The organism is Acidiphilium sp. JA12-A1 (assembly GCF_000724705.2).
Lineage (GTDB): Bacteria > Pseudomonadota > Alphaproteobacteria > Acetobacterales > Acetobacteraceae > Acidiphilium > Acidiphilium multivorum.
On sequence record NZ_JFHO01000096.1, the window covers coordinates 30983 to 50345 of the forward strand.

The 19363-nt window shown below is 69.9% G+C and carries 20 protein-coding genes and 1 tRNA gene; 12 read left to right on the plus strand and 9 right to left on the minus strand.

The features are described from left to right. Window positions 1-73: 73 nt before the first annotated feature. From secB to RT91_RS16320, 4 genes are all read left to right on the plus strand, one after another. A complete protein-coding gene (gene secB, locus RT91_RS16305) occupies window positions 74-574 on the plus strand; it encodes a protein-export chaperone SecB (RefSeq protein WP_007422190.1) in 501 nt (166 codons plus the stop codon). A gap of 62 nt (window positions 575-636) precedes the next feature. Next, window positions 637-2040: a threonine synthase gene (gene thrC, locus RT91_RS16310; protein WP_035188482.1), complete on the plus strand. Its 1404-nt coding sequence runs from the start codon at window positions 637-639 to the stop codon at window positions 2038-2040. Then, window positions 2037-3302 (plus strand): pitrilysin family protein, encoded by a 1266-nt coding sequence (locus RT91_RS16315; RefSeq protein ID WP_035188484.1) that lies wholly within the window; start codon window positions 2037-2039, stop codon window positions 3300-3302. The genes thrC and RT91_RS16315 overlap by 4 nt, the downstream gene beginning before the upstream one ends. After that, complete coding sequence (locus RT91_RS16320) at window positions 3299-4627, plus strand: TldD/PmbA family protein (RefSeq protein WP_035188485.1); 1329 nt, start codon at window positions 3299-3301, stop codon at window positions 4625-4627. The genes RT91_RS16315 and RT91_RS16320 overlap by 4 nt, the downstream gene beginning before the upstream one ends. Before the next feature lie 32 nt (window positions 4628-4659). On the opposite strand, the gene RT91_RS16325 is transcribed toward RT91_RS16320, so the two are convergent. From RT91_RS16325 to RT91_RS16345, 5 genes are all read right to left on the minus strand, one after another. After that, on the minus strand, window positions 4660-5490 hold the full coding sequence (locus tag RT91_RS16325; RefSeq protein ID WP_035188488.1) for a slipin family protein: 831 nt from the start codon (window positions 5488-5490) through the stop codon (window positions 4660-4662). Between the two features lie 72 nt (window positions 5491-5562). Further along, window positions 5563-8238, minus strand: a complete 2676-nt coding sequence (locus RT91_RS16330) for a valine--tRNA ligase (RefSeq protein WP_035188491.1) — start codon at window positions 8236-8238, stop codon at window positions 5563-5565. 158 nt (window positions 8239-8396) lie between these two features. Further along, the gene (locus RT91_RS16335; RefSeq protein ID WP_035188494.1) at window positions 8397-8954 is read right to left on the minus strand and encodes a DUF2497 domain-containing protein; all 558 of its coding nucleotides are present in this window, start codon (window positions 8952-8954) and stop codon (window positions 8397-8399) included. After that, window positions 8951-10531, minus strand: coding sequence for a TolC family outer membrane protein (locus RT91_RS16340; protein WP_050751115.1), 1581 nt, complete (start codon window positions 10529-10531; stop codon window positions 8951-8953). Before RT91_RS16340 ends, RT91_RS16335 begins: the two co-directional genes overlap by 4 nt. Window positions 10532-10553: 22 nt before the next feature. Then, the gene (locus RT91_RS16345) at window positions 10554-11216 is read right to left on the minus strand and encodes a protein-L-isoaspartate O-methyltransferase (protein ID WP_035188496.1); all 663 of its coding nucleotides are present in this window, start codon (window positions 11214-11216) and stop codon (window positions 10554-10556) included. A 126-nt stretch (window positions 11217-11342) separates the two neighbouring features. Here RT91_RS16345 and RT91_RS16350 point away from each other — a divergent pair. Together RT91_RS16350 and RT91_RS16355 are read left to right on the plus strand one after the other, a co-directional pair. Beyond that, window positions 11343-11416, plus strand: a tRNA-Cys gene (locus tag RT91_RS16350). Between the two features lie 191 nt (window positions 11417-11607). Further along, window positions 11608-13503, plus strand: a complete 1896-nt coding sequence (locus tag RT91_RS16355; RefSeq protein WP_007423063.1) for an AMP-binding protein — start codon at window positions 11608-11610, stop codon at window positions 13501-13503. Between the two features lie 24 nt (window positions 13504-13527). On the opposite strand, the gene gloB is transcribed toward RT91_RS16355, so the two are convergent. Beyond that, on the minus strand, window positions 13528-14259 hold the full coding sequence (gloB, locus tag RT91_RS16360) for a hydroxyacylglutathione hydrolase (protein ID WP_035188498.1): 732 nt from the start codon (window positions 14257-14259) through the stop codon (window positions 13528-13530). Window positions 14260-14292: 33 nt separating this feature from the next. Here gloB and RT91_RS16365 point away from each other — a divergent pair, with 33 nt between their 5' ends. After that, window positions 14293-15000 carry a class I SAM-dependent methyltransferase gene (locus RT91_RS16365; RefSeq protein WP_007423331.1) on the plus strand — a complete coding sequence of 236 codons (708 nt, stop codon included), beginning with the start codon at window positions 14293-14295 and terminating at the stop codon, window positions 14998-15000. Between the two features lie 9 nt (window positions 15001-15009). Here RT91_RS16365 and RT91_RS16370 read toward each other — a convergent pair whose 3' ends face one another. After that, window positions 15010-15516 carry a Spy/CpxP family protein refolding chaperone gene (locus RT91_RS16370; protein WP_007423330.1) on the minus strand — a complete coding sequence of 169 codons (507 nt, stop codon included), beginning with the start codon at window positions 15514-15516 and terminating at the stop codon, window positions 15010-15012. A 204-nt stretch (window positions 15517-15720) separates the two neighbouring features. On the opposite strand from RT91_RS16370, the gene RT91_RS16380 reads away from it, so the two are divergent. From RT91_RS16380 to RT91_RS16395, 4 genes are read left to right on the plus strand one after another with little or no spacing between them, the layout of a single operon-like run. After that, a complete protein-coding gene (locus RT91_RS16380) occupies window positions 15721-16278 on the plus strand; it encodes a NifU family protein (RefSeq protein WP_007423329.1) in 558 nt (185 codons plus the stop codon). Window positions 16279-16320: 42 nt separating this feature from the next. After that, the gene (locus RT91_RS16385) at window positions 16321-16905 is read left to right on the plus strand and encodes a malonic semialdehyde reductase (protein ID WP_007423328.1); all 585 of its coding nucleotides are present in this window, start codon (window positions 16321-16323) and stop codon (window positions 16903-16905) included. A 1-nt stretch (window position 16906) separates the two neighbouring features. Further along, window positions 16907-17578, plus strand: coding sequence for a tRNA (adenosine(37)-N6)-threonylcarbamoyltransferase complex dimerization subunit type 1 TsaB (gene tsaB / locus RT91_RS16390; protein ID WP_035188502.1), 672 nt, complete (start codon window positions 16907-16909; stop codon window positions 17576-17578). Further along, complete coding sequence (locus RT91_RS16395) at window positions 17575-18021, plus strand: GNAT family N-acetyltransferase (protein ID WP_035188504.1); 447 nt, start codon at window positions 17575-17577, stop codon at window positions 18019-18021. The genes tsaB and RT91_RS16395 overlap by 4 nt, the downstream gene beginning before the upstream one ends. Here RT91_RS16395 and RT91_RS16400 read toward each other — a convergent pair. Beyond that, the gene (locus RT91_RS16400) at window positions 17990-18253 is read right to left on the minus strand and encodes a sulfurtransferase TusA family protein (protein WP_007422902.1); all 264 of its coding nucleotides are present in this window, start codon (window positions 18251-18253) and stop codon (window positions 17990-17992) included. The genes RT91_RS16395 and RT91_RS16400 overlap by 32 nt on opposite strands. A 140-nt stretch (window positions 18254-18393) precedes the next feature. Here RT91_RS16400 and RT91_RS21620 point away from each other — a divergent pair, with 140 nt between their 5' ends. Then, on the plus strand, window positions 18394-18858 hold the full coding sequence (locus RT91_RS21620) for a DUF6444 domain-containing protein (RefSeq protein WP_152982857.1): 465 nt from the start codon (window positions 18394-18396) through the stop codon (window positions 18856-18858). Here RT91_RS21620 and RT91_RS16410 read toward each other — a convergent pair. Beyond that, a partial coding sequence (locus tag RT91_RS16410) for a transposase (RefSeq protein WP_035188510.1) occupies window positions 18795-19363 on the minus strand: 569 nt, incomplete at its 5' end. The genes RT91_RS21620 and RT91_RS16410 overlap by 64 nt on opposite strands.

Consider the following 19363-nt stretch of genomic DNA (forward strand, 5'->3'; position numbering starts at 1 on the left):
CCTTGTCGCGTCATGCTGGCACCAAACGCGCCCCTGTGCTAGGCGGGCCATCAGTCAAATGGAGCCACCACCAATGTCCGAAACGCAGATCGCGCCGCTCACGCTCAACATCCAGTACACGAAGGACCTGTCCTTCGAGGTTCCCGGTGCGCCGGCGATCTATACGCTCCTCCGCCAGGCTCCGACCGTGAACATCAACCTCGACGTTCAGGTCCAGCGCCTGCAGGACGACGCCCATGTCTACGAGGTGACGCTGACCACCCGCGCGGAAGCGACCCATCCGGCCCCGGCCGAAAGCGGCAACGGCGCCGAGGGCGGCAAGGACCTCACCGTGTTCATCGCCGACCTGTCCTATGCCGGCGTGTTCACCCTGACCGGCATTCCGGACAACCAGATCGAGCCCGTGCTGCTCGTCGAATGCCCGCGCCTGCTGTTCCCCTTCGCCCGCAACATCCTCGCCGATGTCACCCGCGATGGCGGCTTCCCGCCGGTGATGCTCGGCCCGGTGGATTTCGTCGGCCTCTGGCAGGCCCGCCGCGCCCAGGACGACGGCGAGACGATCGCCAACGCCTGATCCGCAGCGGCGCCGCCGCGCGCGGCGCCGCACGCTGACGCCTTTCCAGGAACGACCTGCCGATGCGCTACGTCTCCACCCGCGGTGCGGCCCCGTCCCGTGAATTCGACGATGTCCTGCTGGCCGGGCTGGCCGAGGATGGCGGGCTGTTCGTGCCCGAGACCTGGCCGGTCTTCTCGCCGGCGGAATGGCGCGCGCTGCGCGGCCTGCCCTATGCCGAGCTCGCCGCCCGCGTCATGGCCCCGTTCATGACCGGCGGCGCCATCGGCTTCGACGATCTGCAAGCCATCACCCGCGCGTCCTATCGCGGGTTCGACCATGCGGCGGTCGTCCCGCTGGTCCAGCTCGAACCCTCGCTCTTCGTGCTGGAACTGTTCCACGGCCCGACCCTCGCCTTCAAGGATCTCGCCCTCCAGGTCGCCGGCCGCCTGTTCGACCATGTCCTGTCCGCCCGCGACGAGCGGGTGACGATCGTGGGCGCCACCTCGGGCGATACCGGCTCCGCCGCGATCGAGGCCTGCCGCGACCGCCTGCGGGTCGACATCGCCATCCTCCACCCCGAAGGCCGCACCTCCGAGGTCCAGCGCCGGCAGATGACCACGGTCAAGGCCCGCAACGTCCTCAACATCGCCCTCTCCGGCACGTTCGACGACTGCCAGGACCTGGTCAAGGCGATGTTCGCCGATGCGCCCTTCCGCACCGAGCTGCGCCTGTCGGCGGTCAACTCGATCAACTGGGCGCGCATCGCCGGCCAGATCCCCTATTTCGCCGCCGCCGCCCTCGCCCTCGGCGCGCCGGACCGCCCGGTCGCCGTCGCGGTGCCGACCGGCAATTTCGGCAATATCCTCGCCGCCTGGGCGGCGCGGCAGATGGGCCTGCCGATCGATCGCTTCATCGTCGGCAGCAACGCGAACGACATCCTCGCCCGCTTCCTCGCCGCCAACGACATGCGCACCGCCGGCGTGGTCGAAACCGTCTCCCCCTCGATGGACATCCAGGTCAGCTCGAATTTCGAGCGCCTCCTGTTCGAGGCGCTGGGCAGGGATGCGCCGGAGACCGCCCGCACCATGGTCGATTTCCGCGCCAGCGGCACGATGAAGGTCTCCCGCGAGGTCTGGCAGTCGGTCCGGCGCGACTTCGCCGGCCTCGCCCTCGACGATGCGGCGACCCTTGCCGAAATCGCCCGCATCCGCGCCGAGTCAGGCTACATCGCCGACCCGCATACCGCGATCGGCATCGCCGCCGCCCGCGCCGCCGCCCCGGTCGGCGTGCCGGTCATCGCCGCGGCGACCGCGCATCCCGCCAAGTTCCCGGCGGCGATGCATCGCGCGATCGGCATTCGCCCGGGGCTGCCGCCGCGGCTCGACGACCTATATGACCGTCAGGAACATTTCGTACGCGCGGGCAACAGCCTCGGCGAGGTCGAGACCCTGGTCCGCCATTTCGCGCACAGGAACGATGCATGAGTGACACAGTGCAGGTGACGAAACTCGACTCCGGCCTGACCATCCTGACCGAACGGATGGACCGGGTGGAGACCGTCTCCTTCGGCGCCTATGCCGGCGTCGGCACCCGCCACGAGACGGCGGCGGAAAACGGCGTCTCGCATTTCCTCGAACACATGGCCTTCAAGGGCACCGAGCGCCGGAGTGCCGCCGCCATCGCCGAGGCGATCGAGGATGTCGGCGGCCACATCAACGCCTACACCTCGCGCGAGCAGACCGCCTATTACGTCAAGCTGCTGAAGGAGGATCTCTCCCTCGGTATCGACATCATCGGCGACATCCTCTGCCATTCCACCTTCGATCCGGCGGAATTCGAGCGCGAGCGCGGCGTCATCCTGCAAGAGATCGGCCAGGCGAACGACACGCCGGACGATATCGTGTTCGACCATTTCCAGCTCGCCGCCTATCCCGACCAGCCGATGGGCTGGCCCACCCTCGGCACCGAGGAGATCATCCGCGCCATCGGGCCGGACGCGCTGCGCCGCTACATGAAGGCGCACTACACGCCGGAGAACCTCGTCATCGCCGCTTCCGGCAATCTCGAACACGTCCGCGTGGTCGATCTCGTGGCGAAGCACTTCGCCGACCTGCCGGCCGCGACGCGCGCCGAGCCGCTGCCGGCCGATTATGCCGGCGGCGAATACCGCGAGCTGCGCGATCTCGACCAGGCGCATCTCGTCCTCGGCTTCCCCGCCGTCGGCTACGCCGATCCCGATTTCCACGCCGCGATGCTGCTCTCCACTTTGCTCGGCGGCGGCATGTCCTCGCGCCTGTTCCAGGAAATCCGCGAGAAGCGCGGCCTCGTCTACTCGATCTACAGCTTCGCCCTGCCGGCGCGCGATGCCGGGCTGTTCGGCATCTATGCCGGCACCGGCGAGGCCGAGGCGGCCGAACTCGTCCCCGTCACCCTCGGCGAGCTGGCCAAGGTTCGCCAGAGCGTCTCCGAGGCCGAACTCCGCCGCGCCCGCGCCCAGGTCAAGGCCGGGCTGCTGATGTCGCTGGAAAGCACCGGCAGCCGCTGCGAGCAGATCGCCCGCCAGTGGCAGATCTTCGGCCGCATCGTGCCGACCGCCGAAACCGTCGCGAAGATCGACGCCGTGACGGTGGACGACATCACCAACGTCGCCACCCGCATCTTCCGCGCCAAGCCCACCCTTGCCGCGATCGGCCCGGTCGGCCGCGTGCCGCAGATGCCGAAAATCATCGAGAGGCTGGCGGCGTGAACCGGCTCGACCTGCTCGACGCCCTGCTCGACGCCGCGAAGCGCGCCGGCGCGGATTCCGCCGATGCGCTGATGGGCTCCGGCACCTCGCTCTCCGTCGGCCGCCGCCTCGGCAAGGTCGAGGAGATCGAGCGCGCCGAAAGCGACACGGTCGGCCTGCGCGTCTTCGTGGGAAGCCGCAGCGCCATCGTCTCCTCCGGCGCGATCGACCCCGCAGGCTTCTCCCGCCTCGCCGAACAGGCGGTGGCGATGGCCCGCGTCGTCCCCGAGGATCGCTTCTCCACCATCCCCGACGCGCCGCCGCCGCCCGATTCCGCCCCGCTCGACATGGACGATCCGGCCGAGCCCGGCGTCGAGGCGCTGCTCGCCCGCGCTGCCGCCGCGGAAGAGGCGGCCCTCGCGGTCAAGGGCATCACCAATTCCGAGGGTGCGGGCGCCTCCTGGTCGCGCAGCCACATCGCGCTGGCCACCTCGCGCGGCTTCGCCGGCGCCTATGCCCGCTCCAACCACGGCGTCTCCGTCTCGCCCATCGCCGGCGAAGGGGTGGGGATGCAGCGCGACTATGAATATTCCGCCGCCGTCCACGGCGCCGACCTCGCCGACCCCGCCGGCCTCGGCCGCGCCGCCGCCGAGCGCGCGGTCAGCCGGCTCGACCCGCGCCGCCCGGCCACCGCGAAACTGCCGGTGGTCTACCACCCCCGCGTCGCCGGCTCGCTGCTCGGCCATTTCGCCGGCGCCATCAACGGCGCCGCCATCGCCCGCGGCACCAGCTTCCTCAAGGATGCGATGGGTCAGGCGATCTTCGCGCCCGGCATCGCCATCATCGACGATCCGCTCCGCCGCCGCGGCCTGCGCTCGCGCAGCTTCGACGGCGAGGGCCAGACCGTCTCCCGCCGCGCCCTGATCGAGGATGGCCGGCTGACCACCTGGCTGCTCGACTCCCGCAGCGCCGCCCAGCTCGGCCTCGCCACCACCGGCCACGCCGCCCGCGGCACCTCCGGCCCGCCATCCCCGGCGCCGAGCAATCTCTACATGCAGCCCGGCGCGCTCTCGCCCGAGGCGCTGATCGCCGATATCAGCCTCGGCCTCTACGTCATCGAGCTGATCGGCATGGGCGTGAACGGCATCACCGGCGATTATTCGCGCGGCGCCGCCGGCTTCATGATCCGCGACGGCCAGCTCGCCGAGCCGGTCGCCGAGGTCACCGTCGCCGGCAATCTGCGCGAGATGTTCCTCCACCTCACCCCGGCGAACGACCTCGAATTCCGCCGCGGCACCGACGCGCCGACGCTGCGGATCGAGGGCATGACGATGGCCGGAGCCTGAGCCGAGGGCTCAGGACGGCCGGAGCCTGAGGCTCAGCCCTCCGGCGTCAGCCCCTTCAGCACCGCCGTCATCGCCCCGGCCAGCTCCGTCGGCAGCAGGATCGTCGCCCCCCGGTCCTTGTTCATCTCGTAAACCAGGTTCATCTGCCGGATCTTCAGCGCCATCGGGTTGGCTTCATACACCTCCCCGGCATGGACGATCTGCTCGGCGATCGCCACTTCCGAACTCGCCAGCGTCACCCGCGCCTGCTTCTCCTTCTCCGCCTGCGCGTTGCGGCTCATCGCGTCGTTCAGCTCGGCCGGAATCCGCACGTCGCGGATCTCCACCGCGATCCCGCCGATCCCCCAATCCTGCGACTTCGCGGCGATCGCGGCGCGGATCTTCGCATCCATCGCCTCGCGATTGCCGAGAATCTCGCCCAACCCCATCCCGCTGATGATCTCGCGCAGCGAGGTCTGCGCCACCTGGCCGATCATCGCGCGATAATCGGTCAGCTCGGTTGCCACCCGCCGCACATCCTCCACCTTCCAGAACAGCACCGAATCCACCGCGACCGAAACGCCATCCAGCGTCAGCGTGTTCTCCGCGCTGATGATCGTGCTCTGCTTGCGGGTATCGACCAGCACATAGACCGTCTCGATGACCGGGATGATGAAGAACACGCCCGGCCCGCGAATGCCGGCGAAGCGGCCGAGCCGCAGCACCACGGCGCGCTCCCACTCGTTCGCCGTCCTGAGCGTCAGCCCGCAGACGATGCCGAGCAGCGCCACCACGGCGCCGGGAAAGGCGAGGCGCAGCGGCACGGCGATGAGAACGCCAAGGACGATCAGGATCACGGCGATGGTCGCGGCGGAACGGTTCATCCGGCGTCTCCCTGCGCCGCCCCGCCACCGCCCGGCGCGGTGGCCGTCACGCGGCCGAAACTGCTCCGCCGATCATGCGATGCGGGCGAGGGCGGCGTCCAGCCTCGCCATCTCCGCCTCGGCCGCTTCCAGCCGCTCGCGGTTCTCGGCGATCACCTCTTCCGGCGCGCGGCGGACGAAATCCTCGTTGCCGAGCTTGCCGCGCAGCTTGCCGGCCTCGGCCTCGGCCTTGGCCCGCGTCGTCGCCAGCCGCTTGCGCTCGGCGGCGAGGTCGATGATGCCGGCGAGCGGCAGCACCAGCGTCGCCTCGTCGAGAATCGCCTGCGCCGCGCCCTGCGGCATCTCGCCCTCCAGCGGGGCGAGGGTCGCCACCCGGGCGAGCCGGCCGATCTCCTCGCGCCAGCGTGCCGCCCGCGCCAGCGTCTCCGGCGCCGCGTCGCGGATCAGCAGGTCGATCCGCGTTGCCGCCGGCACGTTCATCTCGCTGCGCACGGCGCGGATTTCCGAAATCGCGCGGATCGCCCACGACACCTCGTCGCGCGCCGCCACCGCCTCGCGCACCGCCTCCGGCACCGGCCAGGCGGCGCGGATCAGCGAGCCCGGCGCGCCATAGCCGAACTCGTCCCACAGCGCCTCGGTGACGAACGGGATCACCGGATGCAGCAGCCGCAGCAGCAGGCCCAGCACATGCGCCGCCACCGCCCGCAGCTCGCGCGCGGCGTCGTCCTCGCCGGCCAGCCCCGGCTTCGCCAGCTCGAGGAACCAGTCGCAGAAATCGCCCCAGGTGAAGCGGTAGCAGGCCTGCGCATAATCGGCGAGGCGGAACCCCTCCAGCGCCTCGGTCGCCTCCAGCACGGCGCGGTTCGCCGCATCCAGAATCCAGCGCGAGAGCGGCAGCGCTGCCGTCTCCGGCCGGAACGCCGGGTCGGGCCGGCACTGGTTCATCTCGCAGAACCGTGCCGCGTTCCACAGCTTGGTCACGAAGCTGCGGTTCGCCTCCACCATGTTCGGCCCGAGCTTGATGTTCCGCCCGGCCCCGCTCTGCGCGGTCACCGTATAGCGCAGCGCGTCCGCCCCGAACTGGTCGATCAGCGCCAGCGGATCGATCACGTTGCCCTTGGTCTTGCTCATCTTCTGGCCGCGCTCGTCGCGCACCAGCCCGTTGATCATGACGGTGCGGAACGGCACGTCGCCCATCGCATACATCCCCATCATGATCATCCGGGCGACCCAGAAGAAAATGATGTCGAACCCGGTCACCAGCACGTCGCCCGGATAGTAGCGGTCCAGCTCCGGCGTGTTCTCCGGCCAGCCGAGGGTGGAGAACGGCCAGAGGGCGGAGGAAAACCAGGTGTCGAGCACGTCGTCGTCCTGCCGCAGCGCGACGGCATGGCCGAAATGCTCCGCCGCCTCCGCAAGGGCCGCCTCCTCGGTCTCGGCGACGAACACGGTCCCGTCCGGCGCATACCAGGCGGGAATCCGGTGCCCCCACCAGAGCTGGCGCGAGATGCACCAGGGCTCGATGTTGCGCATCCAGGCGAAATACGTGTTTTCCCACGATTTCGGCACGAACTGCACGCGCCCGTCCTCCACCGCCTCGATCGCCGGCTCCGCCAGCACTTCGGCGTTGCAGAACCACTGCTCGGTCAGCAGCGGTTCGATCACCGCGTTCGAGCGGTCGGCATGCGGCACCGCGTGCACATGCGGCTCGATCTTTTCCAGCGCGCCGATGTCTTCCAGATGCGCCACGATCCGCCGCCGCGCCTCGAACCGGTCGAGCCCGTCGAGACTGTCGAGAAATGCCGCATCCGGCGGCGCGCTCTCCGCGCGGATCTCGGCCAGGGTGATCCGCGCCTCGCGGTCCAGCACCGAGGGCATCGCCAGCCCATGCCGCTGGCCGACGCCGAAATCGTTGAAATCATGCGCCGGGGTGATCTTCACCGCGCCCGATCCCTTTTCCGGGTCGGAATGCTCGTCGGCGACGATCGGAATCCGCCGCCCGGTGATCGGCAGGATCACGGTGCGGCCGACCAGGTCGGCATAGCGCCCGTCGGTCGGGTGCACCGCCACGGCGGTATCGCCGAGCATCGTCTCCGGCCGCGTCGTCGCCACCGTGATGGTCTGCCCGGTCCCCTCGACCGGGTAGCGCAGGTGCCAGAGATTCCCCTTCACCTCGCGCATCTCGACCTCGAGGTCGGAAATCGCCGAGCGGAACACCGGGTCCCAGTTCACCAGCCGCTTGGCGCGGTAGATCAGCCCGTCATTGAACAGCCGGACGAAGATGGTCCGCACCGCCTTCGACAGGCCCTCGTCCATGGTGAAGCGCTCGCGCGACCAGTCCGGCGAGGCGCCGAGCCGGCGCAACTGGCGGGTGATGTTGCCGCCCTGCTCGGCCTTCCAGGTCCACACCCGGTCGAGAAAGGCGTCGCGGCCGATCTCCTGGCGCGACGTTCCCTCGCGCTGGAGTTCCCGCTCCACCATCAGCTGGGTGGCGATGCCGGCATGGTCGGTCCCCGGCTGCCACAGCGCGTCCCGCCCGTTCATCCGGTGATGCCGGATCAGCACGTCCTGCAGCGTCATCGTCAGCGCATGGCCGACATGCAGGCTCCCCGTCACGTTGGGCGGGGGGATCATGATGGTGAAGGGCGTCGCCGCGCGCGACGGGTCGGCGGCAAAGGCCCCCGCCTGTTCCCAGAGACCGTAGAGCCGCGACTCGAACGCGGCCGGATCGAAATTCTTGTCCAGCATGGAGCCTCTATGCGCGAAACCCGGGAGAGACGGAAGGCCGCGGCCTGATGTCCCGTATCTGAAATCCGTCGGATTTCAGATTCACGGCGGACACTGGAAAAATCAATATTTCAGCGCGCAGCCCCTGAAATTCCCCCGCGAAGTTCAGGAGCAGCGGCCTAGCGGCCCTCCTCGCCGATCAGCCGCTCGATCTCGGCGCGGACGATCCGCTCCACGAGATTGGGCAGATGGGCGTCGAGCCAGGCCTTCAGCAGCGGGCGCACTTCCGAGCGGACGACGTCCTCGATCGTGAGGTCGCCGCGGCCGAGCGAAAGTCCCCGATCCGCCGAAACCGTGCGGCGCAGCGAGTCGATATGGCTCGCGGCGCGCTCCGCGGCCTCGGCGCTGACCAGGCGTTCCGGATTCTGCAGCGACATCGCGGCGGCATCGACCGTCTGTCCGGTGGCCATGCCCGGCGGCGTCGCCGGCGACAGCGCCGGCGCCGAGGCGACGGCGCCCGGCTGCTCGAACTCGGCCACGCCGCCGGCCTTCCCAGGGCCGCGCCCCTCGGCCACGATCATCGACGGATCGAGGTCGAGCACGGGTTTCCCCGCCTCCTCGGGCACGTCCGGCGCCGGCATGGCGACGGCATCGTCATCTTTCAGGATGCGGCGGATGGAGGAAAGGATTTCGTCCATCGAGGGTTCGGCCGCGGGGTCCGTTGGCGTTCCGCTCATGGGTGTGTGTCCTCGGGCTGGATATGCAGTTCGGTCGGGCCGCTTGGCGCCATTTTGGGCCGGGCGAGAAGGGTGCCGTCCGGGGCGATGCCGGCGTTGCGGAACGCGACGTCGCCATTGCCGAACAGGGCGTCCTTCACGGTGTCGTAGTATTTGAGGTCGTCGTAATGCGTCACCGGCAAGGCGAGATCGGTCGCCGTCAGCCGGCCGATCGCGGCGGCGATCGCATAGGACTGCTCGACCTCGTTGGCGATGTTCTGGATCTGCGTGGTCTGCGCGTTGAACAGGAGCTGCTGCGCGTTCAGCACGTCGAGCGTGTCGCGCGTGCCGACGATTTCCTGCCGCTCGGTGCCGTCGAGCGCGATCGCGTCGGCCTTGATCTGCGCGCGGGTGCTGACGATCGCCGCCTTCGAGGCCTTCAGCCCCTCCCATGCCTGGGTCGCCTGCTGCACCGCCGTCCGCTGGGCGTCGATCACCGCCGAATAGGCATACTGCACATTGTCCCGCGCCTGCCGGATCGCGGCATATTCCTTGCCGCCCTGGTAGAGCGGGATGGTCAGGTTGGCGAGGATCTGCCCGCCGGTGGAGCGCGAATGCGGCCCGCCGGGGTTCGACTCGTCGAAGGCCGAGGCCGAGAGGGAGAGCTGCGGCCCGAGCCCGGCCACCGCGGCATCGACCGAATCCTTCTTCGACGCCATGGTGAACAGCGCCGCCACCACGTCGGGATTGTTGCGCAGCGCGGCATGGGCGAGGGGGGTCTTGCCCCGCACCGGCAGTTCGAGCGGCTGCGGCGGCACCAGTGTCCGCGCCGGATAGGAGCCGACAAGCTGGCGGAAGCTCTCGTCGGCGATATGCAGGTTGCCCTTCGCCACCGCGACCTGTTCCTGCGCCCCGGCGAGCGAGGCCTCGGCCTGCGCCACCGAGGTTTCGGTGATCTCGCCGACATTGAACTGGTCCTTCACCGCGCGCAGCTGCTGGGCGAGGACGTTCTCGTTGTTGATGTCGAGATCGAGCAGGTGACGGTCGGTGATGACGGTCACGTAGGCATTGACCACCTTGGCGAAGACGGTCTGCTCGGTCGCGAGCAGCTGCGCCCTGGCGGCGTAGACGCTGTTCTTCGCCTCATGCAGCTTGGCGGCGGTCAGCCCGCCATCGAAGATCGACTGGTTGACGGTGATCTGCCCGGTCGCGTCGTTGCGCGCCGCGGTCAGGCTGTTGCGCGTCAGGGTTGGCGTGCCGGTGAACGGATTGGTGGTGTTGAACGCGGATTCCGTGGTCTCGTCGACGCGCCCGGCCGACCCCTGGATCGTGACGGTGGGCCGCCAGCCGGAAAGCGCCGCCGGCACGTTCTCGTCGGTGGCGCGCAGCGTCGCCCGCTGTTCCTGCAGGGTCGGATTGTTCGAATAGGCTTCCGCCAGCGCCGCGGTCAGGGTCGAGGGCCTTGCGTCGCCGGCCCGCGCCGCCGGCGCCGCCAGCAGCGCCGCCATCGGCAGCGCGGCCCAGAGCGCGGCCCGCCGCCGCCATCCCGGTTTCGCTCGCAATGCCTGCAAATGCCGTGTCTCCTGAAAAGAGGACATGAAACCTATCATTTCTTTATGATCAAAAACTGAATGCCGCCTTACGCTGGAACGATGCTAACAACGGCGCGTTCCGGTCGGCAAGCGTCCGGTGCGCGAAGGCGCCGCCCACCGCCTCGGCAACCACCAGCCGGCCGATGCCGTCATCGTTCAGAATGGTGACGAGCCGGCCCCCCGGCGTCAGTTGCGCCGCGAAGGCCGCCGGCAGCATGTCCACCGCGCCCTCGATCACGATGACGTCGAACGGCGCCTGCGCCGGCGCTCCGGCCGCAAGCGGCCCGGCCACCAGCCTCACATCCGCCGCCTCCGCCGCCAGCGCTTCCGCCGCCATGGCGCGCAGCGCCTCGTCTTCCTCGAGAGCCACCACCGCCGCGCCGCCGGAGGCGAGCACCGCGGCGCCGTAGCCGGTGTTGGCCCCCACCACCAGCACCCGCGTGCCCGGATGCGTGGCGGCGGCTTGCGCCAGACGCGCGATCGTCAGCGGCGCCGGCATGAACCGGCCATGGCCGAGCGGCAGGTCGGCATCGGAATAGGCGCGGCCCGTCTGCGCCGGCGGGCAGAACCGCTCGCGCCGGATCGTCCGCATCGCGGTGATGACCCGGTCATCCGCGATATTGTTGGGCCGGATCTGGCCGTCCACCATCAGGGTGCGGGCGTCGCGGAAATACCGTTCATTGTCCGACATCGGGGATCCTCTACGCTGGGGCCGCCCCTCTATAGGACGCGGGGCGCGATCGGGCAAAGCCATCCTCCGCCGCGGGGCTTGACCGGAACCCGGCCCGGCCCGATAAGCCGCACTCAGTCGCGCGCCGGTCCGGTGGCAGAGTGGCTATGCAGAGGACTGCAAATCCTTGGATGTGGGTTCGATTCCCGCCCGGACCTCCAGCAGCGCGCGGTTCCGCGCTGCCAGGCTCAAGCAGCGCGCTATTCCGCGCTGCCAGACTGCGCCAACGCGCGGTTTCGTGCTGCCGGATCTCGCCTCGCGCAAGCGACTCCTCCGTCCCGATTGCCCGCCGCCCGGCTTGCTCCTAGTCTCTCCGTAACGACCGGCCAACGGAAGCGAGGGAGCGGAAAACATGTCCAGCGAATACCAGGCGCGCTACGATTCTTGGCATCGGGCCCCCGAGGCCTACTGGGACGAGGCCGCCCGCCGGATCGACTGGATCACCCCCTATGAAAAGGTTTTTGATCCCGCCCAGGGTCCGTTCGGCCGCTGGTTTCCGGGCGGCACGCTGAACACCGCCGCCAACTGCCTCGACCGTCACATCGCCGCCGGCGCCGGCGAGCGCATCGCCCTGATCTGGGACAGCGCGATGGAAGGCCGCATCGCCCGCTACACCTACCGCGCCCTGCGCGACCGGGTGGCGAAACTCGCCGGCGCGCTCGCCGCCCGCGGTGTCGCGAAGGGCGACCGCGTGGTGATCTACATGCCGATGGTCCCCGAAGCGGCGATCGCGATGCTGGCCTGCGCACGGCTCGGCGCCATTCATTCCGTCGTCTTCGGCGGGTTCGCCGCCCCCGAGCTGGCCAGCCGCATCGATTCCGCCGAGCCGAAACTCGTCATCGCCGCCTCCTGCGGCCTCGAACCCGGCCGCGTCGTGCCCTACAAGCCGATCCTCGACGCCGCCCTGGAGCGCGCCGCCCACAAGCCGCGCGCCTGCCTGATCTTCCAGCGCGAGGCCCTGCGCGCCGATCTCGTCCCCGGCCGCGACGAGGATTATCTCGACGCCGAGGCCGCCGCCGCCCCGCACGATCCCGTCCCCGTCGCCGCGACCGACCCGCTCTATGTGCTGTACACCTCCGGCACCACCGGCCGGCCCAAGGGCATCGTCCGCGACAATGGCGGCCACGCCGTCGCCCTCGCCGCCACCATCCCGATGATGTACGACGTCCATCCCGGTCCCGGCAGCGCGAGCGAGGTGATGTGGACCGCCTCCGATGTCGGCTGGGTCGTCGGCCACACCTATATCGTCTATGCCCCGCTGCTCGCCGGCGTCACCACCGTGATGTACGAGGGCAAGCCCGTCGGCACGCCGGATGCCGGCGCCTTCTGGCGCGTCTGCGCCCAGCACGGGGTCAAAACCCTGTTCACCGCCCCCACCGCCCTGCGCGCGATCAAGCAGCAGGACCCCGAGGGCGCGCTCACCCGCCAGCACGATCTCTCGAAACTCGAAGCCCTGTTCCTCGCCGGCGAGCGCTGCGACCCGCCGACCGCCGAATGGATCGCCGCCCTGCTCGGCAGGCCGGTGATCGACAACTGGTGGCAGACCGAAACCGGCTGGCCGATCTCCGCCCGCTTCCGCGGCCTCGGCCTCACCGCGTTCAAGCCCGGCTCCGGCGGCCGCCCCTGTCCCGGCTACGAGGTCCGGGCGCTCAACCCCGAGGGCGGGCTGATGCCCTCCGGCGAGGTTGGCGCCCTCGCCATCCGCCTGCCGCTGCCCCCCGGCTGCGCCCCCACCCTCTGGCACGACGACGAGGGCTACCGCCGCGCCTATCTCGAAACCTTCCCCGGCTGGTATCGCACCGGCGATGCCGGCATGGTCGATGAGGATGGCGACATCTGGGTGATGGGCCGCACCGACGACATCATCAACGTCGCCGGCCACCGCCTCTCGACCGGCGCGATGGAAGAGGTTCTCGCCGCCCACCCCGATGTCGCCGAATGCGCCGTGATCGGCCGGCACGACGCGGTGAAGGGCGAGGTGCCGCTCGGCCTCGTCGTGCTGAAATCCGGCGTCGCCCGGGCGGATGCCGAAATCGCCGCCGAGCTCGTCGCCCTGGTGCGCGAGCGCATCGGCCCGGTCGCCGCGTTCAAGGACGCGCTGGTGGTCCAGCGCCTGCCCAAAACCCGCTCCGGCAAGATCCTCCGCGCCACGATGAAGCAGATGGCGAACGGCGCGCAGCCGGTCATCCCGCCGACGATCGAGGACGCCGCCGTGCTCGACCAGATCGCCCCGCTGCTCTCGCCCTGATTTTGCCCCGGCCCGCCGCCTTGGTCAGAACCTGTCCTTGGCGGCGCGCAGCCGGGCGAATTCCTCGGCCGAGGCGGCGCGGAGAAACGGGTTGGCCGCCAGCTCGTCGGCGAGCCGCACCGGCAGCGTCGGCGCGCCCGCCGCGCGCAGCCGCTCCACCTCCGCCGCCCGCGCCGCCAGCGCCGCGTTGTCCGGGTCGACATGGCGGGCGAACCGCGCGTTCGACAGCGTATATTCATGCCCGCACAGCATCAGCGTCTCGGGGTCGAGCGCCGCCAGCGCCTGCAGACTGGCATGGAACTGCGCCGGCGTGCCCTCGAACATCCGCCCGCAGCCGAGGCTGAACAGCGTATCGCCGCAGGCCGCCGCCGCATCGCCGAACACATAGGTGACATGCCCGACCGTATGCCCCGGTGTCGCGATCATCCTGACCGCAGCACCGCCGAGATCGATCGTCTCCCCCGGCGCCAGCGCCGCATCCAGCCTCGGCAGCCGCGCCGCATCCGCCGCATTGCCGGCGATGCGCGCGCCGAACCGGGCCGCGAGGTCCACCGCCCCGGCGATGTGGTCGTCGTGATGATGCGTCAGCAGCACCCAGTCCAGCCGCCCGCCCGCCGCCTCGACGGCCTCGATCGCCGCCGCCGCGTCCGCCGGGTCGACGAAGGCGCTCGCCCCGCCATGCGCCACCAGCCAGGCGTAATTGTCAGCGAGCATCGGCACACGCGTGATCGTGAAGCCGCGATGGGAAATCGCCATGATCCGTCCTTCTCACATGCTATAGGTGGAGGGATGCGTCTCGATGCGCCCTCGATCGCCGATTTCTACGCCACGCCGCGCGGCGCCGCCACCGCGCGGCTGATTCGCGCCCGGCTGCGGGAGTTCTGGCCCGAGGCGCGCGGCTGCGAGGTGCTCGGCCTCGGCTATCCGGGCCCCTATCTGCGGCTCTGGCGGGATCAGGCGGCGCGCTGCATCGCCGCCGTGCCGGCGCAGATCGGCGCCGCCCCCTGGCCCGTCTCCCGCCCCGGCCTCAGCGTGCTGGTCGAGGAGGATGCCTTGCCCTTCGCCGATGTCAGCGTCGACCGGCTGCTGCTGATCCACGGTCTCGAACACGCCGAAACCGCCCGCCGCCTGCTGCGCGAGGCCTGGCGGGTGCTGCGCCCCGAGGGGCGGATGATCGTGGTCGTGCCCAACCGCGCCTCGCCCTGGGCCTATCTCGAACGCACGCCCTTCGGCCACGGCCAGCCCTATTCGCCCTCCCAGCTCGGCCGCATGCTGGCCGACTCGCTGTTCCGGGTCGAGCGGCGCGACGCCGCCCTGTTCCTCCCCCCGCTCGGCGGCCGCGCCATTCTCCGCGCCGCCCCGCTGGTCGAGCGCGCCGGCCGGCGCATCGCCGCCCAGGCCGGCGGCATCATCCTCACCGAGGCGACGAAGGACGTCGCCGGCGTCATCCCGCTGCGCGCGGGCCGCCGGCGCCGCCTCGTCCTCGCCGAGCGCTGACGGGGGAGCTCACCCCTTCGCGTGCAGCTTCCGGTGTTCGAGGTGCCGCTTCGCATAGGCGCGGAACATCGCGTCCACCTTTTTCTGCTGCGTGGCGTCCAGCTTCGTGTAGAGCGTCTGGAACGCGGCGGTCAGCTTGTTCATGTTGTCCGCCTGCTTCGCCTGGATCGCGGCGAAGGACTCCATGTTCTGCACCGCGTTCATCGTGGCGAGATGCGCGGCCCGGCTCTGGTAGAGGGCGGCGATCGAGGTCGCGTTGTCGCGCGAGACCTGGGCGAAGCCATGCCAGGCCGCCTGCTCGGCCTTGGTTATGCCGAGTTTCGTCTTCAGCGCCGCCAGCCGGTGATCGACATGCTTGAGCACGGGCGAATGCGGGGCGGCCGCCGTCGTGGTCTTGGTCTCGGGGGTTGCGGCGCGCGCATGGGGCAGGGCGAGGGCGGCGATCGAGGCGCCGGCCATGGTCGCGGCCAGCAAGGCGGCGGGGGCGTGGGCGCGGAGGGAGCGGATCGGCTTCATGTCGGAACTCCGGTTGGTTGAACCGCTCCGCCTTAGCCTGCGTTTCATGACGCGATGCTGGCGCCGCCGTGTCGGAATCATGGCCTACGCCGAATTCATCCGCGGTTTTGCCCTGCGTCAGCCCCCCTTGTCCTTTGCCCCGATCGGGACGATGTTGTGCCGAAAGGACCGCACAGGTCCGGTTTGAAATACGGAGTGTCTTCCATGTTCATCGAAACCGATGTCACCCCCAATCCGGCCACGCTGAAATTCCTCCCCGGCCGCGAGGTGCTCGGCCAGGGCTCGGCCGATTTCGACTCCGCCGATGCCGCCGCCGCGAGCCCGCTGGCCGAGGCGCTGTTCGCGCTGCCGGGCGTCGTCCGCGTCTTCCTCGGCGCCGATTTCGTCTCCGTCACCCGCGATGACGGCACCGAATGGACCTCCCTCAAGCCGCAGGTGCTCGGCGCGATCATGGAGCATTATCTCTCCGGCCGCCCGGTCATGGCCGGCGCCCAGGCCGAGGTGGACGAGGACGTCGATCCGGCCGACCGCGAGATTGCCGACCAGATCAAGGAACTGCTCGACATGCGGGTCCGCCCGGCGGTCGCCGGCGATGGCGGCGACATCGTCTTCCGCGGCTTCCGCGACGGCATCGTCTCGCTGCACATGCAGGGGGCCTGCTCCGGCTGCCCGTCCTCGACGGCGACGCTCAAGATGGGTATCGAGAACCTGCTCAAGCATTACGTGCCCGAAGTGAAATCGGTCCGGCAGGTGATGGCCTGAGCCGGCGATCCCCGCCGTCCCCCAGCTGAACGGAGAGTCCGCATGACGCTCGATGACGGCGCGCTCGACGCGCTGTTCCGCACCGCCCGCACCAAATCCGCCTGGACGGCCGACCCGGTGCCGGACGAAACCCTTCACCAGCTCTACGACCTGCTGAAGAACGGCCCCACCTCGGCCAACTGCTCGCCCGCGCGCTTCCTCTTCCTGCGCAGCGCGGAATCGCGCGAGCGGCTGAAACCCGCCCTCAACCCCGGCAATATCGAGAAGACGATGGCCGCGCCGGTCACCGTCATCGTCGCGCACGATCCGCAATTCTACGAGAACCTGCCGAAGCTTTTCCCGCACGCCGATGCCCGCGCCTGGTTCGCCGGCAACCCCGACCTCGCCGAGGAAACCGCCTTCCGCAACGGCACGCTGCAAGGTGCCTATCTCATCATGGCCGCACGTGCCCTCGGGCTCGATTGCGGGCCGATGTCCGGTTTCGACAAGGCGAAGGTCGACCAGATTTTCCTTTCCGAACAGGGATGGCGTTCGAATTTCCTCGTCAATCTCGGCCACGGCCAGAAAGACGACCCGTTCCCCCGCGCCCCGCGCCTCGAATTCGACGAAGCCTGCGTCCTGCTCTGAGATGGCGCCGCCCGCCGCGCGCCTGCTGGTGCTCGATGCCGCGTTGAAGCGCGCCCATGTCGGCGTGATCGCGGGCGAACAGGTTCTCGCCGCCCGCGAGGGCGCGCCCGAGACCGGCCTTGCCGATTTGCTGCCGGTCTGGGCGGCGGACTGCCTCGCCGAGGCGGGACAGCCCGCCGCCGGCCTCGACGGCGTCGCCGTCACCATCGGCCCCGGCAGCTTCACCGGCCTGCGCGCTTCCCTGGCCCTTGCGCAGGGAATCAGCCTCGCCGCCGGCATTCCGGTCCTCGGCGTCACCGTGGGCGAGGCGATGGCGGCGATGCTGCCCGATCTTGCCCGAAAGCTCTGGGTCGTCACCGCGGCGCGGCGCGGCCGCGTCTTCCTGGAACGCGACGGTGTGGCCGCCGCCTTCGACGACGCCGATCTGCCCTCGCCGGACGGTCCGGTCGCCCTCGCCGGCGACCGCGCCGCCGAGGCCGCCGCCCGTCTCGCCGCGCGTGGTCACGACGTCCTGCTGACCGGCCTGCGCGCCTGCGCCATCGGCGGCATCGCCACCGCCCTGCGCCGGCGCCTCGCCGCCGGGCTGGCGCCGCGTCCGGCCCAGCCGCTCTATGTCGACCCGCCCGAGGCGCGCCTGCCCGCCGGCGGCCTGCGTCCGCCCCCGCGCCCGTGAACGGCTCCGGCCCGGCGCCCGTCAACCGGGTCCACGCCGAAGCCCTGGCCGCCCTCCACGAAGCCGCCTTTCCGGACGACCCGTGGCCAGGCTCCGCCTTCGCCGCCCTGCTCGACAATCCGACGACCTTCGGCTTTCTCGACCCCGCCGGTGGTCTCGTCATCGCCCGCGCCGTCGCCGGCGAGGCCGAAATCCTCACCATCGGCGTCGCCCCGCCGGCCCGCCGGCGCGGCCTTGCCCGCGCGCTGCTCGCCGCCGCCCTCGCCGCGGCGCGGGCGCGCGGGGCCGAAACCGTGTTCCTCGAGGTCGAGGCCGATAACGCCGCGGCCATCGCCCTCTACCGCGCCGCCGGCTTCATCGCCGCCGGCCGCCGGCGCGATTACTATGGCGCCGGGCGCGATGCCCTTCTGTTCAGTCTTCGGCTTTCCGGATCACCAGAATAGCGCTGCCATCCGGCAGATCGACCATGTCGAGCAGGTCATGACCCTGGTCGGACGCCGCGCGGGGAACGTTCGCCCGCGGCTCCGCGCCGCGCAGCCGGACCAGCAAAACCTCGCCCGCCGCCATCGAATCGAGCGCGAGTCGCGTGCGCACGTAAGTCATCGGACAGGTTTCGGCAGTAATGTCGATTGCCCTGTCATGGGCGGGGAGTTCCATGATTTTCGTGTCCTGCATTACCGTTTCCTAATCATGCACAAAAAATGGAACAGTTGTTACCCGAATTACCTGCTCCGTATCTGCTCATCCTGGTCCGTCGATAAGTTGAATCGATTGTGAATTGACGTGACCACGGCGGATACGATTCGACGGGAGGCGTGAACGAGCTTCCTGACCTGTCTCTCCTATCGCACGCTGAGAAAGACGCGCTGATCCGCGCGCTATGGGACGCGTTGCAATCATCCGAGCGCAGGAACGCGGAACTGGCAATCCGGCTTTCGGATGCGGAACGCCGGATTGCGGAGTTGGAGGCGCGGCTAAACGAACCGCCGAAGCGGCCGGACAATTCGAGCCTGCCGCCATCGCGCGGGCAGAAGCCAAACCGGCCCGAGAAAAGTCCGCGCAAGGGGCCCCGCAAAGGCAGTCTCGGCCGTGAGGGTGGCGGTCGCTTGCTTGCCGAGAACCCCGATCAGACGGTGATCGCGAAGGCGGCGCATTGCCAGCACTGCCGTGCCGGGCTGACTGACGCGGATCAGCGCCTCGCGCAGCGCGTATCTGCTCAACCCGGTAGGGGGGCGATGGGCAGTGATGCTCCGGTGACGGCGTTTTTGATAGCGGTGTAGGCATCAAGGCCGTGCCGCGCGGCGGTCCCGACGACGGATCGGACGTTGGCGAAGAAATCGGCGCCCCAGTTGGATCGGAACCCTCCGGTGACCTTGCGATATGTCGCGGTAGGCCGGAGTTCGCGCTCGGAGCCGTTGTTGTCCGCGGCGATATCCGGGTGGTCGAGGAAGGTGAAGAGATGATCACGAACCTTGCCGTATCGTCGGCGCAATCGTCTGCCGTGGTGGTTGATCGGGGCGAGCGCCATGACGGCGTCGAGATCATGGTCGAGGCGCCGCCGCCAGGCGCGTCTTGTAGCGTCCGCGAGCGTGCGATGGCGCCGCGCCAGCACGACGGCGCGGAGCAGCAGGGCCTTCATTCTGGGTGCGAAGATCGTATCACCCGCCTCGATCGCGAATTTGCAGTCCCGGAGTTGGTGGGCGAGGCAAATCTGCCAGTCATCGGCATGACCGCGCTGGGCGCCATAGAGATCGGAGATCCAGATAGCGGGGCGATGGCCGTCCA